Raw genomic sequence first — 13,001 nt, forward strand, 5'->3', positions numbered from 1 at the left:
ATGAAGGTGCTGTGCGCCGTCAAGCGGGTCGTCGACTACAACGTCAAGATCCGCGTCAAGGCCGACCAGTCCGGCGTGGATACGGCCAACGTCAAGTTCTCCATGAACCCCTTCGACGAGATCGCCGTGGAAGAGGCGGTCCGCCTGAAGGAGGCCGGCAAGGCGACCGAGGTGGTCGCCGTGTCGCTGGGCAGCGCGCAGTCGCAGGAGACGCTGCGCACCGCGCTGGCGCTGGGGGCCGACCGCGCCATCCTGGTGGAGAGCGACGCCGAGCTGCAGCCGCTGGCGGTCGCCAAGCTGCTGAAGGCGGTGATCGAGAAGGAGCAGCCGCAGGTCGTCATCCTGGGCAAGCAGGCGATCGACGACGACAGCAACCAGACCGGCCAGATGCTGGCGGCCCTGCTCGGCTGGAGCCAGGGCACCTTCGCCTCCAAGGTCGCGATCGGCGACGGCACCGTCACGGTGACCCGCGAGATCGACGGCGGGCTGGAGACGGTGGACCTGACCCTGCCGGCGGTGGTGACCGCCGACCTGCGGCTGAACGAGCCGCGCTATGCCTCGCTGCCCAACATCATGAAGGCCAAGAAGAAGCCGCTCGACACGGTGAAGGCGGAGAGCCTGGGGGTGGACATCGCGCCGCGGCTGAAGACGCTGAAGGTGGCGGAACCGCCGTCGCGCAAGGCCGGCATCAAGGTGCCGGACGTGGCGGCCCTGGTCGAGAAGCTGAAGACCGAAGCGAAGGTGATCTGACGATGCGCATCCTGGTCATCGCCGACTGCGAGGGCGGCGTCCTCAAGCCCGCCACGCTCAACGCCGTCGCCGCCGCCCGCCGGATCGGCGGCCCGGTCGACCTGCTGGCGGCCTCCGCGCCCGGAACCGGCATCGCCGCCGCCGCGGCCGCCGTCGAGGGGGTGGAGACGGTGCTGGCGGCGGAGGATGCCGCCTACGCCCATGCGCTGGCGGAACCGCTGGCCGCCCTGATCCTGTCGGTCGCCGGCGGCTACAGCCACATCCTGGCCCCGGCGACGGCGGGCGCCAAGAATGTGCTGCCGCGCGTCGCCGCCCTGCTCGACGTCGCCCAGATCTCCGACATCGTGGCGGTGGAGAGCGCCGACACCTTCGTCCGGCCGATCTATGCCGGCAACGCGCTGGCGACCGTGCAGTCGTCGGACGCGGTGAAGGTGGTCACCGTGCGCACCACCGCCTTCGAGGCGGTGCCGGCAACCGGCGGCGCGGCGACCGTGAAGCCGGTCGCCGCGGCGGGCGATCCCGGCCTGTCCCGCTTCGTCTCCGCCGAGATCGTGAAGTCGGAGCGGCCGGAGCTGACCGCCGCCCGCGTCGTGATCTCCGGCGGGCGCGGCATGCAGTCGGGCGAGAATTTCGGGCTGCTGGAGGCGGTCGCCGACCGGCTGGGGGCCGCCGTGGGCGCCAGCCGCGCCGCGGTCGATGCCGGCTATGTCCCGAACGACTATCAGGTCGGGCAGACCGGCAAGATCGTCGCTCCGGACCTCTATGTCGCGGTCGGCATCTCCGGCGCGATCCAGCATCTGGCCGGCATGAAGGACAGCAAGGTGATCGTCGCCATCAACAAGGACGAGGAGGCGCCGATCTTCCAGGTCGCCGACTACGGCCTCGTCGCCGACCTGTTCGCCGCCCTGCCGGAGCTGGACAAGGCGCTGGCCGGCTGACGGCCGAACGGCCGGGAAACCACCGCCCGCCAAGAAGAAGACTGGGGAGAAAGCACCGAGATGACCTACACCGCACCGCTGCGCGACATCCGCTTCGTGCTGAAGGAGATCGCCGGCTTCGATTCCGTGGCCGCCCTGCCCGGCTTCGAGGAGGCGACGCCCGAGCTGGCCGACTCCATCCTGGAGGAAGCGGCGAAGATCGCCGGCGGCGTGCTGGCGCCGCTGAACGCTCCCGGCGACCGGCAGGGCGCCCGCTGGACCGACGGCGCCGTCACCACGCCGGACGGCTGGCGGGACGCCTGGAACACGCTGGTCGAGGGCGGCTGGAACGGCCTGCCCTTCGCCGCGCAGTGGGGCGGGATGGGGCTGCCCAACGTGCTGAACACCGCCGTGCAGGAGATGTGGCACGCCGCCAACATGGCCTTCGCGCTGTGCCCGATGCTGACGCAGGGCGCCGTCAACGCCCTGCAGCAGTTCGCTTCGGAGGAGGTCAAGCAGACCTACCTGCCGAAGATGGTGACCGGCGAGTGGACCGGCACCATGAACCTGACCGAGCCGCAGGCCGGATCCGACCTCGCCGCCATCCGCTCGCGGGCAGAGCCGGTGGGCGACGGCAGCTACCGCGTCTACGGACAGAAGATCTTCATCACCTATGGCGACCATGACCTGACGGACAACATCGTCCATCTGGTGCTGGCCCGCCTGCCCGACGCCCCGCCGGGCGTGAAGGGCATCTCGCTGTTCGTCGTGCCGAAGGTGATGGTGAATGCCGACGGCAGCCTGGGTGCGCGCAACGACGTGGCCTGCGTCTCGATCGAGCACAAGCTGGGCATCCATGCCAGCCCGACCGCCGTGCTGGCCTTCGGCGACCAGGGCGGCGCCATCGGCTGGCTGGTCGGCGAGCCGCACCGCGGCCTGGAATACATGTTCGTGATGATGAACCACGCCCGGCAGGCGGTCGGGCTGCAGGGCCTGTCCATCGGCGAGCGGGCCTACCAGCAGGCGCTGTCCTATGCCCGCGAGCGCGTGCAGGGCAAGCCGGCCGGCTGGCAGGGCGAGGGGCGCACGCCGATCCTCAACCACCCCGAGGTCCGGCGCAGCCTGATGAGCATGAAGGCGCGGATCGAGGCGATGCGCGGCATCCTCTACACCGCCGCCGCCGCCCACGACATCCGCCACAGCCATCCCGAGCCGGAGGCCCGTCAGACGGCGGCCGTGCTGGAGGAGCTGCTGACGCCCATCGCCAAGGGCTGGTCGACCGAGACGGGCCAGGACATCGCCTCCCAGGGCGTGCAGATCCACGGCGGCATGGGCTATGTCGAGGAGACCGGCGCAGCCCAGCACCTGCGCGACGCCCGCATCACCACCATCTATGAAGGCACCACGGCGATCCAGGCCAACGATCTGGTGAACCGCAAGCTGCTGCGCGACAAGGGCGCCTCGCTCGGCGTCTGGCTGGACGAGGTGGAGGGGAACGCCCGGACGCTGGAGGGCTCGACCGACCTCGACCTGCAGGTGATCGGCCGCGAGATCGCACTCGCCGCCGGCCGCACGCGGGAAATGACCGGCTGGATCCTCGCCAACGCCGCCGACCCGGCGAAGCCCGCCGCCGCGGCCGTCCCGCTGCTGAACGCCATGGGCCTGGTCGCCGGCGCCCATTATCTGAGCCTGGGGGCGGTCGCCGCCCTGCGCCGCCTGTCGGAGGGCGAGGCCGACGACGGCTTCCTCGCCGCCAAGCCGGTCACCGCCCGCTTCTTCGCCGAGCATCTGCTGGGTCAGGTGGAGGGCTGCCGGGCGGCGGTGGTGAACGGCGCCGACACGGTGATGGCGCTGTCCGACGCGCAGATGTAACGCCGCGGCCCCGTCCTCGCAGCCCCGTCCTGGAACGCCGGGGGAGCGGAGCCTCCCCTCCCCCGGTGCCGCTCTCAGATGCGGGCGTCGGCGGATCCGGGAACGGTGAAGTACTCGGGGTTCGCCGCCCGGGCCTCGGCGATGGAGACCTCCAGGTGCTCCAGATGGGCCTTCAGCGTCTCGACGGCCCGCGCCGGGTCGCGGGACGCGATGGCCTCGACGATCGCCTCATGCTCGGCGATGGCGGCGCCGACGCGGCCGGCCAGCGGCAGGGTCAGCCGGCGGTAGCGGTCGACCTGCACCTTGACCTGATCGATGATCGACCAGAAGCCGGGATAGCCGGAAATCTCCGCCAGCAGGGCGTGGAACTCCTCGTCCGCCTTGTGGAAGCCTTCGCGGTCGCCGGCGGCGTCGCATTCATGCTGCCGCTCCAGACAGGCGCGCAGCAGCGCCACCTGGCTGCGGGTCGCCCGCTCCGCGGCGTAGCGCACCACCGCCTCCTCCAGCACGCGGCGGATGGTGATGGCCTCGGGCAGGGCACCGATGGGGATGCGGCCGACGAAGGTGCCGGACTGCGGATAGATCTCCACCAGCCCCTCGTCCGCCAGCTTCAGCATGGCCTCGCGCACCGGCGTGCGGCTGACGCCGTAGGTCTCGGCGATCGCCTTTTCCGCGATGGGCGAGCCGGGGGCGCGGCGCAGCGTCAGGATATCCTCACGCAGGTCGCGGTAGATGGTCGCGGAAATGGTGGTGGTGCGCTGGACCGGCCGCGCATCCGCCTTCATCGTCTTGCGGCGCACCCGCCGATCCTTCACCGCTTCGTTGCCGCCGAGCATTTGCCGACCCGTCCTTGCCATTCTCACCGCCGCGTCCAAAGCGCGATCTTCCATGCGGAGCAGTCTACCACAAGGCTGCGGCCCGGACGCCACCAAACCCTTGTCCGGGACGTACGCCTGCGTACTGCAGCAGGACGTGGCCCCGCGCGAAGTGACGCAGGGCGCGGGGCTTGCGCCTCATCCTGGCATATTAGTATACGTTGATTGGCCCGTCACGCCAATGTCATCCTTCGCCCCCGCGCGCTAATATCGCATCGGGAGCACAGCAACGGCAGGATCCCCGCCTCATGGAACGCAAGTGCATCGCCCTGGTCGCGCACGACGCCCGCAAGCGCGACCTGATCACCTGGATCGGAGCCCACCTGCGGTCCCTGTCCGGCCACATCTTCTATGCCACCGGCACCACCGGCGGCCGGGTGAAGGAGGCGTTTCCCGACCTGGACGTGACCCCGCTGAAGAGCGGCCCGCTGGGCGGCGACCAGCAGATCGGCGCGATGATCGCCGAGGGGCGCGTCGACCTGCTGGTGTTCTTCGTCGACCCGATGACCGCCCAGCCGCACGACGTCGACGTGAAGGCGCTGACCCGGCTCGCCACGCTCTACAACGTGCCCTTCGCCTGCAACGAGGCGACCGCCGACATGGTCGTGTCCTCGCCGCTGTTCACCGACAGCTACCGGCCGCGGCCGGTCGACTTCCGCAGCTACGAAGGCCGCCAGCTCTGAGTCCGGGTCGCCGCGTGCGGCATTTTGGCTGAGCGCCGATGATGGCTGTAGCGATGCGCGGGGCAAGCTAGTATATTAATATTCACATGCGGCGCGGACAGCGGGGATCCGCCCCCGGCAACCGCACCATCCCTTATCTTCCGGAGACCGAGGATGCTCCACCCTGACCGGCTTTTCCCGAGCGACGCGACGCAGCGCGCGATTGCGCGGCGGCTCTATGCCGAGGTGCGCGACCTGCCGATCGTCAGCCCGCACGGCCACACCGACCCGTCCTGGTTCGCCGAGGACCTGCCGTTCCCCGACCCCGCGACGCTGTTCGTCAAGCCGGACCATTACGCCTTCCGCATGCTCTACAGCCAGGGCGTCGCCATCGAGGACGTCGGCGTGAAGCGCCTGGACGGCGCGCCGGTCGAGAGCGACTCCCGCAAGATCTGGCGCCAGTTGGCCGATCACTGGTACCTGTTCCGCGGCACCCCGACCCGCATGTGGCTGGAGCATGCCTTCGAGACGGTCTTCGGCGTGACCGAGCGTCTGGCCCCGGACACCGCCGACGCCATCTACGACCGCATCGAGGACTGCCTGCGCAAGCCGGAGTTCCGCCCGCGCGCCCTGTTCGAGCGCTTCAACCTCGAGGTGCTGGCGACCACCGAGTCCCCGCTCGATACGCTGGAGCATCACAAGACCATCCGCGCCAGCGGCTGGAAGGGCCGGGTCGTCACCGCCTTCCGCCCGGACCCGGTGGTCGATCCGGAGTTCGAGGGCTTCAAGGCCAACGTCGAGGCGCTGGGCGCCCTGACGGGTGAGAACACGGCGACCTGGAAGGGCTATCTCGCCGCGCTCGCCAACCGCCGCCAGTACTTCAAGGAGGTCGGCGGCGCCACCTCCACCGACCACGGCCACCCGACCGCCCGCACGGCGAACCTTTCGGCGGCCGAGGCGGAAAGCCTGTTCGCCAAGGCGCTGGCCGGCACCGTGACGGCCGAGGAGGCCGAGCTGTTCCGCGGCCAGATGCTGACCGAGATGGCCCGCATGAGCCTGGACGACGGGCTGGTCATGCAGATCCACCCCGGCAGCTTCCGCAACCACAACCCGCAGGTCTTCGAGCGGTTCGGCCGCGACAAGGGCGCCGACATCCCGACCGCCACCGAATATGTCCGGTCGCTGAAGCCGCTGCTCGACCGCTTCGGCAACGAGCGCGGCCTGACCATCATCCTCTTCACGCTGGACGAGACCAGCTATGCCCGCGAGCTGGCGCCGCTGGCCGGCCATTACCCCGCCCTGCGGCTGGGTCCGGCCTGGTGGTTCCACGACAGCCCCGAGGGCATGCGCCGCTACCGCGAGATGGTCACCGAGACCGCCGGCTTCTACAACACGGTCGGCTTCAACGACGACACCCGCGCCTTCTGCTCGATCCCGGCCCGCCACGACGTCGCCCGCCGGGTGGACTGCGCCTTCCTGGCGCGGCTGGTGTCGGAGCACCGGCTGGACGAGGACGAGGCGGCGGAGCTGGCCGTCGATCTCGCCTACCGGCTCGCCAAGAACGCCTACAAGCTGTAGCCGGCAACCGCCGGGTCAGCACGTTCCGATCTGGAAAGGGGGACGGTCCGGCCGGGCCGTCCCCGCAACGAGGACCGTTCCATGGCATCGCTGACCATCCGCCTGCACCCCGCCGACAACGTCGTCGTCGCCGGGGCCGATCTGCTGCCCGGCACGCGGCTGCCGGGGACCGATGTGGCCTGCGGCACGACGGTCCCCGCCGGCCACAAGGTCGCGGTCCAGCCCATCGCGGCCGGCGAGCCGGTGCGCAAGTACAATCAGGTCATCGGCTTCGCCACCGCCGCCATCGCGCCGGGCGAGCATGTGCATGTCCACAACCTGAGCATGGGCGACGAGTTCGAGCGCGACTATGCCTTCGGCGCCGACGCCCGGCCGACCGACCTGGTGCCGGAGGCCGAACGCGCCACCTTCCAGGGGATCCGGCGCGCCGACGGGCAGGTGGCGACGCGCAACTACATCGGCGTGCTGACGTCGGTGAACTGCTCCGCCACCGCGGCGCGGCTGATCGCCGACCATTTCCGCGGCGCGGCACTTGCCGCCTATCCGAACGTCGACGGCGTCGTGGCGCTCGCCCACGGCTACGGCTGCGGCATGGGCGCCCAGGGGGACGCCATCGACGCCCTGCGCCGCACCATCGCCGGCTACGCCCGCCACCCCAACTTCGCCGCCGTGCTGATCATCGGGCTGGGCTGCGAGGTCAACCAGGTGGACCGGCTGGTCGAGGCCGAGGGGCTGGAGCTGGGCGCACGGGTGCGGACCCTGTCGATCCAGGACCTCGGCGGCACCACCGCGGCGGTGCGCGAAGGCATCCGCCTGATCGAGGCGCTGCTGCCCGAAGCCGATGCGGTCGTCCGCCGGCCCCTGCCGGCCAGCCACCTGACTCTGGCGCTGGAATGCGGCGGCTCCGACGGCTATTCGGGGATCACCGCCAATCCGGCGCTCGGCCATGCGGTCGATCTTCTGGTGCGCCAGGGCGGCACCGCCATCCTGTCCGAGACGCCGGAGGTCTACGGCGCCGAGCATCTGCTGACCCGCCGGGCGGTGAGCCGCGCGGTCGGCGAGAAGCTGGTGGAGCGGATCCGCTGGTGGGAGGACTACACCAGCCGCACCGGCGGCGAGATGAACAACAACCCCTCCCCCGGCAACAAGAAGGGCGGCCTGACGACCATCCTGGAGAAGTCGCTGGGCGCCGTCGCCAAGGCCGGCACCACCGCTTTGACGGAAGTCTACCGCTATGCCGAGCCGGTGACGGCGAAGGGGCTGGTGTTCATGGACACGCCGGGCTACGACCCGGTGGCGGCGACCGGCCAGGTGGCGGGGGGCGCCAACGTGCTGTGCTTCACCACCGGCCGCGGCTCCGTCTTCGGCAGCAAGCCGGTGCCGTGCCTGAAGCTGGCGACCAACACGGCGCTGTTCCGCCGCATGCCCGACGACATGGACATCGACTGCGGCCCGATCGCCAGCGGCGACGCGACGATCGAGGAGGTCGGCCGCCGGATCTTCCAGATGATCCTCGACACCGCGTCGGGAACGAAGAGCAAGAGCGAGCTGATCGGCGTCGGATCCGACGAGTTCATCCCCTGGCAGATGGGCGCGGTCATGTGATCCCCGACCCGCATCCCGTCGCCGCCCGTCCGAAGGCCCCGTCCCGCACTCCGCGGGGCGGGGCCTTCTCCTTATCGTCACTCGTAGCGGATGCGGACCGCCGCCGCCGCCGCCATCGCCCGCGCGCGCGCCTCGTCCAGCGTCGCCCCGGCGGCGAGCGCCACGCCCATGCGGCGGTTCCTGCGGGTGACCGGCTTGCCGAACAGGCGGACGTCCACGTCGAAGTCCGCCGTTCCGTGGCCCAGCGCCTCGGCCAGCCCCTCGATGGTGAAGCGTTCCGCCTCGCGGTCGGCCAGGATCACCGCCGAGGCGGTCGGGCCGCGCACGGCGATGCGCGGAATCGGCAGCCCCAGGATGGCGCGGGCGTGCAGGTCGAATTCCGACAGGTTCTGCGACAGCAGGGTGACCATGCCGGTGTCGTGCGGACGCGGCGACAGCTCGGAGAAGATCACCTCGTCGCGGGTGACGAAGAACTCGACGCCGAAGATGCCGTAGCCGCCGAGATTGTCGACGACCTTGGTCGCCATGTCCTTCGCGTCCCCGATCAGCGTGTCCGGCATGGCGACCGGCTGCCAGGACTCCTGGTAGTCGCCGCGCTCCTGCCGGTGGCCGATCGGATCGCAGAACAGGACGCCGTCGCGCGTGCGGACGGTCAGCAGGGTGATCTCGTACTCGAAGGCGACGAACTCCTCGACGATCACCTTGCGGCGGTCGCCGCGCATGTTGGCGACCGCATAGGTCCAGGCGGCCTCCAGCTCGTCGGCGGTGCGGACGGTGCTCTGCCCCTTGCCGGAGGAGGACATCACCGGCTTGATGACGCAGGGCAGGCCGGTATGGGCCACGGCGGCCCGCACCTCCTCCAGGCTTTCGGCGTAGCGGTAGCGGGAGGTGCGCAGCCCGAGCTCGGTGGCGGCGACCTCGCGGATGCGGTCGCGGTTCATCGTCATCGCGGCGGCGCGGGCCGAGGGGACCACGGTCATCCCGGCCGCCTCGACCTCCTGCAGGACCTCGGTGCGGATCGCCTCGATCTCCGGCACGATGAAGTCCGGGGCGTGCTTCAGGATCGCCGCCCGCAGGGCGTCGGCGTCGAGCATGGAGAAGACTTCGCAGGAATCGGCCACCTGCATGGCCGGGGCGTCGGCGTAGCTGTCGCAGGCGACGACCTGACAGCCGAGGCGCTTTGCCGAAATGACGAACTCCTTGCCCAGCTCGCCGGAGCCGAGAAGAAGGATCTTGGCCGTGACCATGCCCGCACTCCCATGACGGCGACGGATGTCGCCAGCGTTGACGTCGCCCGCCCCCCGGCAAGGCGCGGTCGGACCCGGCCGACCGGCGCACCTTAGCCAAGGGCGCCGGCGGTTTGAACGCCAATCTTCCGGCGGCGCGCGAACCCGATGCCGCGCTGCGACATAGTGTCAGGGCGGACCCCGACCGCTGCCCGGACCCTGTACAGGCTCCGCGTATACTAATATATTTGCCGGGACGGGCTCACTGCGATGGGTACCCACGGCGCCGGATTTGCGTTGGGGCCGCCAGCCATCGAGACCTCGCCGGAGCGGCGGCACGGCCGCCTGCACCGCGATGCGGGGTCACCGCCCTCTTTTTCCTTGCGCCCCCTTCCTTGTGGAGCTCGCGTCACCATGACCACCGGCACCCCGGTCCGCCGTTTCCGGCAGACGAAGATCGTCGCCACTCTGGGTCCGTCCAGCACGTCTCCTGAGATGATCCGCGCGCTGTTCGAGGCGGGCGTCGACGTCTTCCGCCTCAACTTCAGCCACGGCACCCACGACGACCACGGCGCCCGCATCCGCGCCATCCGCGCCCTGGAGCAGGACGCCGGACGCCCGATGGCCATCATGGCCGACCTGCAGGGGCCCAAGCTGCGCCTGGGACGCTTCGCCGACGGCCCCGTCGACCTCATCCCCGGCCAGGGCTTCCGCCTCGACCTCTCCCCGAGCCCGGCACCGCCAGCCGCGTCGGCATGCCCCATCCCGAGATCTTCGCCGCCCTCGAACCCGGCGCCGAACTGCTGCTCGACGACGGCCGCGTGCGCCTGCGCGTCATCGACTGCAGCCCCGGCCACGCCGACACGCTCGTCGTCTCCGGCACCCGGCTCTCCGACCGCAAGGGCGTCAACGTCCCCGGCGTCGTCCTGCCGCTGTCGCCCCTCACCGCCAAGGACCGCGCCGACCTCGCCTTCGCCCTCGACCAGGGTGTCGACTGGGTGGCGCTGAGCTTCGTCCAGCGTCCCGAGGACGTGCTGGAGGCGCGCAAGCTGATCGGCGGCCGCGCCGCCCTGCTGTCCAAGCTGGAGAAGCCCCAGGCCATCGACCATCTCGCGCGCATCGTCGAGCTGTCCGACGGCGTCATGGTGGCGCGCGGCGACCTCGGCGTCGAGATGCCGCCCGAGGATGTCCCGTCGATCCAGAAGCGCATCGTCGCCGAGGCGCGCCGCGCCGGCAAGCCGGTGATCGTCGCCACCCAGATGCTGGAGTCGATGGTCGGCGCCCCCGCCCCGACCCGCGCCGAGGCGTCCGACGTCGCCACCGCGGTGTTCGACGGCGCCGACGCGGTGATGCTGTCGGCCGAGACCGCCAGCGGCGCCTATCCCATCGAGGCGGTGTCGATCATGAACCGCATCGCCCGGCGGGTCGAGGACGACCCGCTCTACCGCACCATGATGGACGCCCAGCACGCCGCCCCGGAGAGCACCGAGGCCGACGCCATCACCGCGGCGGCGCGCCAGGTCGCCGAGACGGTGCAGGCGGCGGCGATCGTCACCTACACGACCAGCGGCTCGACCACGCTGCGCGCGGCGCGCGAGCGGCCGGCGGTGCCCATCCTCGGCCTGACCGCCAGCCTGGGGACGGCGCGCCGCCTGGTGCTGGCCTACGGGGTGCACAGCGTGCTGTCGGAGGATGTGCAGAACTTCTCCGACATGGTGCACAAGGCCACGAGGCTGGCGCATGCCCATGGGCTGGCCAGGGACGGCCAGCGGCTGGTCATCACCGCCGGCGTCCCCTTCGGCATGCCGGGCTCGACAAACGTCCTGCGCATCGCCTGGGTCGAGCGACCCGCACAACCCGAGCCCGCCCGCTCCGCCGAAACCGCCGCGGACACCCTCGGCGGCACACTCGACGCCCTGGAGGCCGCCGGGTAACGGGCAGCCCGCAAAAACGAAGAAAGGAGGTGCATGCCGCACCCCCTTTTCGTTTGATCGCCGTCCGCCCCGGGCCCGCCGGCCCCGGAGCGGAAGAGAGCGGATCACATCAGCTTGGCCATCGCGATCAGCGACAGGGTGACGGTGATGGCGCCGCCGATGCGGGTCGCGACCTGGGCGAAGGGCATCAGCTGCATCCGGTTGGCCGCCGTCAGGATGGCGACGTCGCCGGTGCCGCCCTGGCCGCAGTTGCAGGAATTGATGATTGCGGTTTCGATCGGATACATCTTCACCAGCCGGCCGATGGTGAAGCCGACCGACATGTGCGTCGCCACGGTGCAGAAGATGATGATCAGGTTCTGCAGGTTGAAGGCGGAGACCAGCTTGTCCCACGGGGTCACGGCGACACCCATCGCGAAGAGCAGCGGGTAGGTCACGGCGACCTGGAAGAACTTGTAGACGACGCCGGCGCCGGCCTCCAGCGAGGGGGAGGCGAGCTGGAGGACCTTGACCAGCACCGCGATGAACAGCATCGCCACCGGAGCCGGCAGGCCGACCATCTTCTGGGCCATGACGCCCATCAGGTAGAGGGTGACGGCGAACAGGCCGGCGGCGGCGACGGTGTTGGCATCCACGGGGCCGCTGCTCTTGGTCTTGGCGTTGGCGAAGTCGGCGCCGTTGCCGGGCTGGAGCTGGCCGTTGCCGGTCAGGTGCGGCATGCGCTTGCCGATGAAGTTCAGCAAGCCCGACATCAGGATCGCCATCAGGCTGCCCAGCATGACCATCGGCAGGACCTGCGCGAAGATCTCGCCCTGGTTGCCGTTCAGGATCTCGGCATAGCCCATGGACAACGGGATGGCGCCCTCGCCGACGCCGCCCGACATGATCGGAACGACGATGAAGAAGAAGGTGTGCTTGGGATCGAGGCCAAGCAGCGTGCCGACCAGCGTGCCTACGCAGGCGGCGCAGACGGCGCCGCTGGCCAGCGGCACGAAGATCTTGAAGAAGCCCTTCACCAGCGCGTCGCGGTTCATGCTGAGCACGCTGCCGACGATGATGCAGGCGATGAAGAGATAGAGGAAGTTGGTGAACTTGGTGAAGTCCACCACCGCCTTCAGCATCGGCACGGGCAGGACATGGTAGTAGGCCAGCGCCGAGGGGATGAAGGTGGCGAAGATCGCCGCGGCGCCGATGTGGCGGAACACCGGAAGACGCTTGCCCAGCTCGCCGCAACTGAAGCCGCAGACCGCCAGGACGGCGATCATCATGTTGATCTCGTGCGTCAGCGATCCGGTCGCGACGGCCCCGGCGAACACCCCGATCAGCATCACGAACACCGGCAGCGGAACGATGCCGATCCGGATGTCGAGCAGCGACCACCAGATCTCGCGCCATGACCTGCGGGAGGCCGCGTCTGCCGACGAGAGCGCCTCGTCGAGCGGAATGGAGGCGATAGAGACTTCACTGGGCATGGGGTCCTCCAGCCATTTGGGTTTGTTTGCGCTCCGGTCGTGCGCCGGGCGGCCTGTGGAAGGTCGGAACATCCATCGCAGACGGCCGTAATAGCGCTGCGAAGGGACGT

General features: G+C 70.2%; 9 protein-coding genes and 1 pseudogene. 7 read left to right on the plus strand and 3 right to left on the minus strand.

All coding sequences use genetic code 11. The annotated features are described in order from the left end of the window. The 3 genes from DEW08_RS26600 to DEW08_RS26610 are packed head-to-tail and all read left to right on the plus strand — an operon-like array spanning nt 1 to nt 3,539. Entirely contained in the window at nt 1-750 is a 750-nt protein-coding gene (locus tag DEW08_RS26600) for an electron transfer flavoprotein subunit beta/FixA family protein (RefSeq protein ID WP_109333012.1), read from the plus strand. A gap of 2 nt (nt 751-752) precedes the next feature. Further along, entirely contained in the window at nt 753-1,688 is a 936-nt protein-coding gene (locus DEW08_RS26605; RefSeq protein ID WP_109333014.1) for an FAD-binding protein, read from the plus strand. A 60-nt stretch (nt 1,689-1,748) separates the two neighbouring features. Continuing rightward, on the plus strand, nt 1,749-3,539 hold the full coding sequence (locus DEW08_RS26610) for an acyl-CoA dehydrogenase (protein WP_109333016.1): 1,791 nt from the start codon (nt 1,749-1,751) through the stop codon (nt 3,537-3,539). Between the two features lie 74 nt (nt 3,540-3,613). Here the strand turns inward: DEW08_RS26610 and DEW08_RS26615 are convergent, their stop codons facing one another. Then, the gene (locus tag DEW08_RS26615; protein WP_425429142.1) at nt 3,614-4,375 is read right to left on the minus strand and encodes a GntR family transcriptional regulator; all 762 of its coding nucleotides are present in this window, start codon (nt 4,373-4,375) and stop codon (nt 3,614-3,616) included. A 287-nt stretch (nt 4,376-4,662) separates the two neighbouring features. On the opposite strand from DEW08_RS26615, the gene DEW08_RS26620 reads away from it, so the two are divergent. The 3 genes from DEW08_RS26620 (at nt 4,663) to DEW08_RS26630 (ending at nt 8,259) form a co-directional block, all read left to right on the plus strand. Next, nucleotides 4,663-5,097 carry a methylglyoxal synthase gene (locus DEW08_RS26620; RefSeq protein ID WP_109333020.1) on the plus strand — a complete coding sequence of 145 codons (435 nt, stop codon included), beginning with the start codon at nt 4,663-4,665 and terminating at the stop codon, nt 5,095-5,097. 153 nt (nt 5,098-5,250) lie between these two features. Next, nucleotides 5,251-6,654 carry a glucuronate isomerase gene (gene uxaC, locus DEW08_RS26625; RefSeq protein WP_109333022.1) on the plus strand — a complete coding sequence of 468 codons (1,404 nt, stop codon included), beginning with the start codon at nt 5,251-5,253 and terminating at the stop codon, nt 6,652-6,654. An 81-nt stretch (nt 6,655-6,735) separates the two neighbouring features. Next, on the plus strand, nt 6,736-8,259 hold the full coding sequence (locus DEW08_RS26630) for a UxaA family hydrolase (protein WP_109333024.1): 1,524 nt from the start codon (nt 6,736-6,738) through the stop codon (nt 8,257-8,259). A 77-nt stretch (nt 8,260-8,336) separates the two neighbouring features. Here the strand turns inward: DEW08_RS26630 and purT are convergent, their stop codons facing one another. After that, on the minus strand, nt 8,337-9,506 hold the full coding sequence (gene purT, locus DEW08_RS26635) for a formate-dependent phosphoribosylglycinamide formyltransferase (RefSeq protein WP_109333027.1): 1,170 nt from the start codon (nt 9,504-9,506) through the stop codon (nt 8,337-8,339). A 393-nt stretch (nt 9,507-9,899) separates the two neighbouring features. Here purT and pyk point away from each other — a divergent pair. After that, nucleotides 9,900-11,419, plus strand: a pseudogene (pyk, locus tag DEW08_RS26640) (pyruvate kinase). A gap of 104 nt (nt 11,420-11,523) precedes the next feature. Here the strand turns inward: pyk and DEW08_RS26645 are convergent. Further along, a complete protein-coding gene (locus DEW08_RS26645) occupies nt 11,524-12,891 on the minus strand; it encodes a 2-hydroxycarboxylate transporter family protein (RefSeq protein ID WP_109333029.1) in 1,368 nt (455 codons plus the stop codon). Nucleotides 12,892-13,001 lie beyond the last annotated feature (110 nt).

The sequence above is a fragment of the Azospirillum thermophilum genome, from assembly GCF_003130795.1.
GTDB lineage: Bacteria > Pseudomonadota > Alphaproteobacteria > Azospirillales > Azospirillaceae > Azospirillum > Azospirillum thermophilum.

What these genes read in the sequence shown, in the direction of transcription:
- uxaC (WP_109333022.1), top strand. Translation starts at nt 5,251, where the DNA reads ATGCTCCACCCTGACCGGCTTTTCCCGAGCGACGCGACGCAGCGCGCG.
- DEW08_RS26600 (WP_109333012.1), top strand. Translation starts at nt 1, where the DNA reads ATGAAGGTGCTGTGCGCCGTCAAGCGGGTCGTCGACTACAACGTCAAG.
- DEW08_RS26610 (WP_109333016.1), top strand. Translation starts at nt 1,749, where the DNA reads ATGACCTACACCGCACCGCTGCGCGACATCCGCTTCGTGCTGAAGGAG.
- DEW08_RS26615 (WP_425429142.1), bottom strand. Translation starts at nt 4,375, where the DNA reads ATGCTCGGCGGCAACGAAGCGGTGAAGGATCGGCGGGTGCGCCGCAAG.
- DEW08_RS26645 (WP_109333029.1), bottom strand. Translation starts at nt 12,891, where the DNA reads ATGCCCAGTGAAGTCTCTATCGCCTCCATTCCGCTCGACGAGGCGCTC.
- purT (WP_109333027.1), bottom strand. Translation starts at nt 9,506, where the DNA reads ATGGTCACGGCCAAGATCCTTCTTCTCGGCTCCGGCGAGCTGGGCAAG.
- DEW08_RS26605 (WP_109333014.1), top strand. Translation starts at nt 753, where the DNA reads ATGCGCATCCTGGTCATCGCCGACTGCGAGGGCGGCGTCCTCAAGCCC.
- DEW08_RS26620 (WP_109333020.1), top strand. Translation starts at nt 4,663, where the DNA reads ATGGAACGCAAGTGCATCGCCCTGGTCGCGCACGACGCCCGCAAGCGC.
- DEW08_RS26630 (WP_109333024.1), top strand. Translation starts at nt 6,736, where the DNA reads ATGGCATCGCTGACCATCCGCCTGCACCCCGCCGACAACGTCGTCGTC.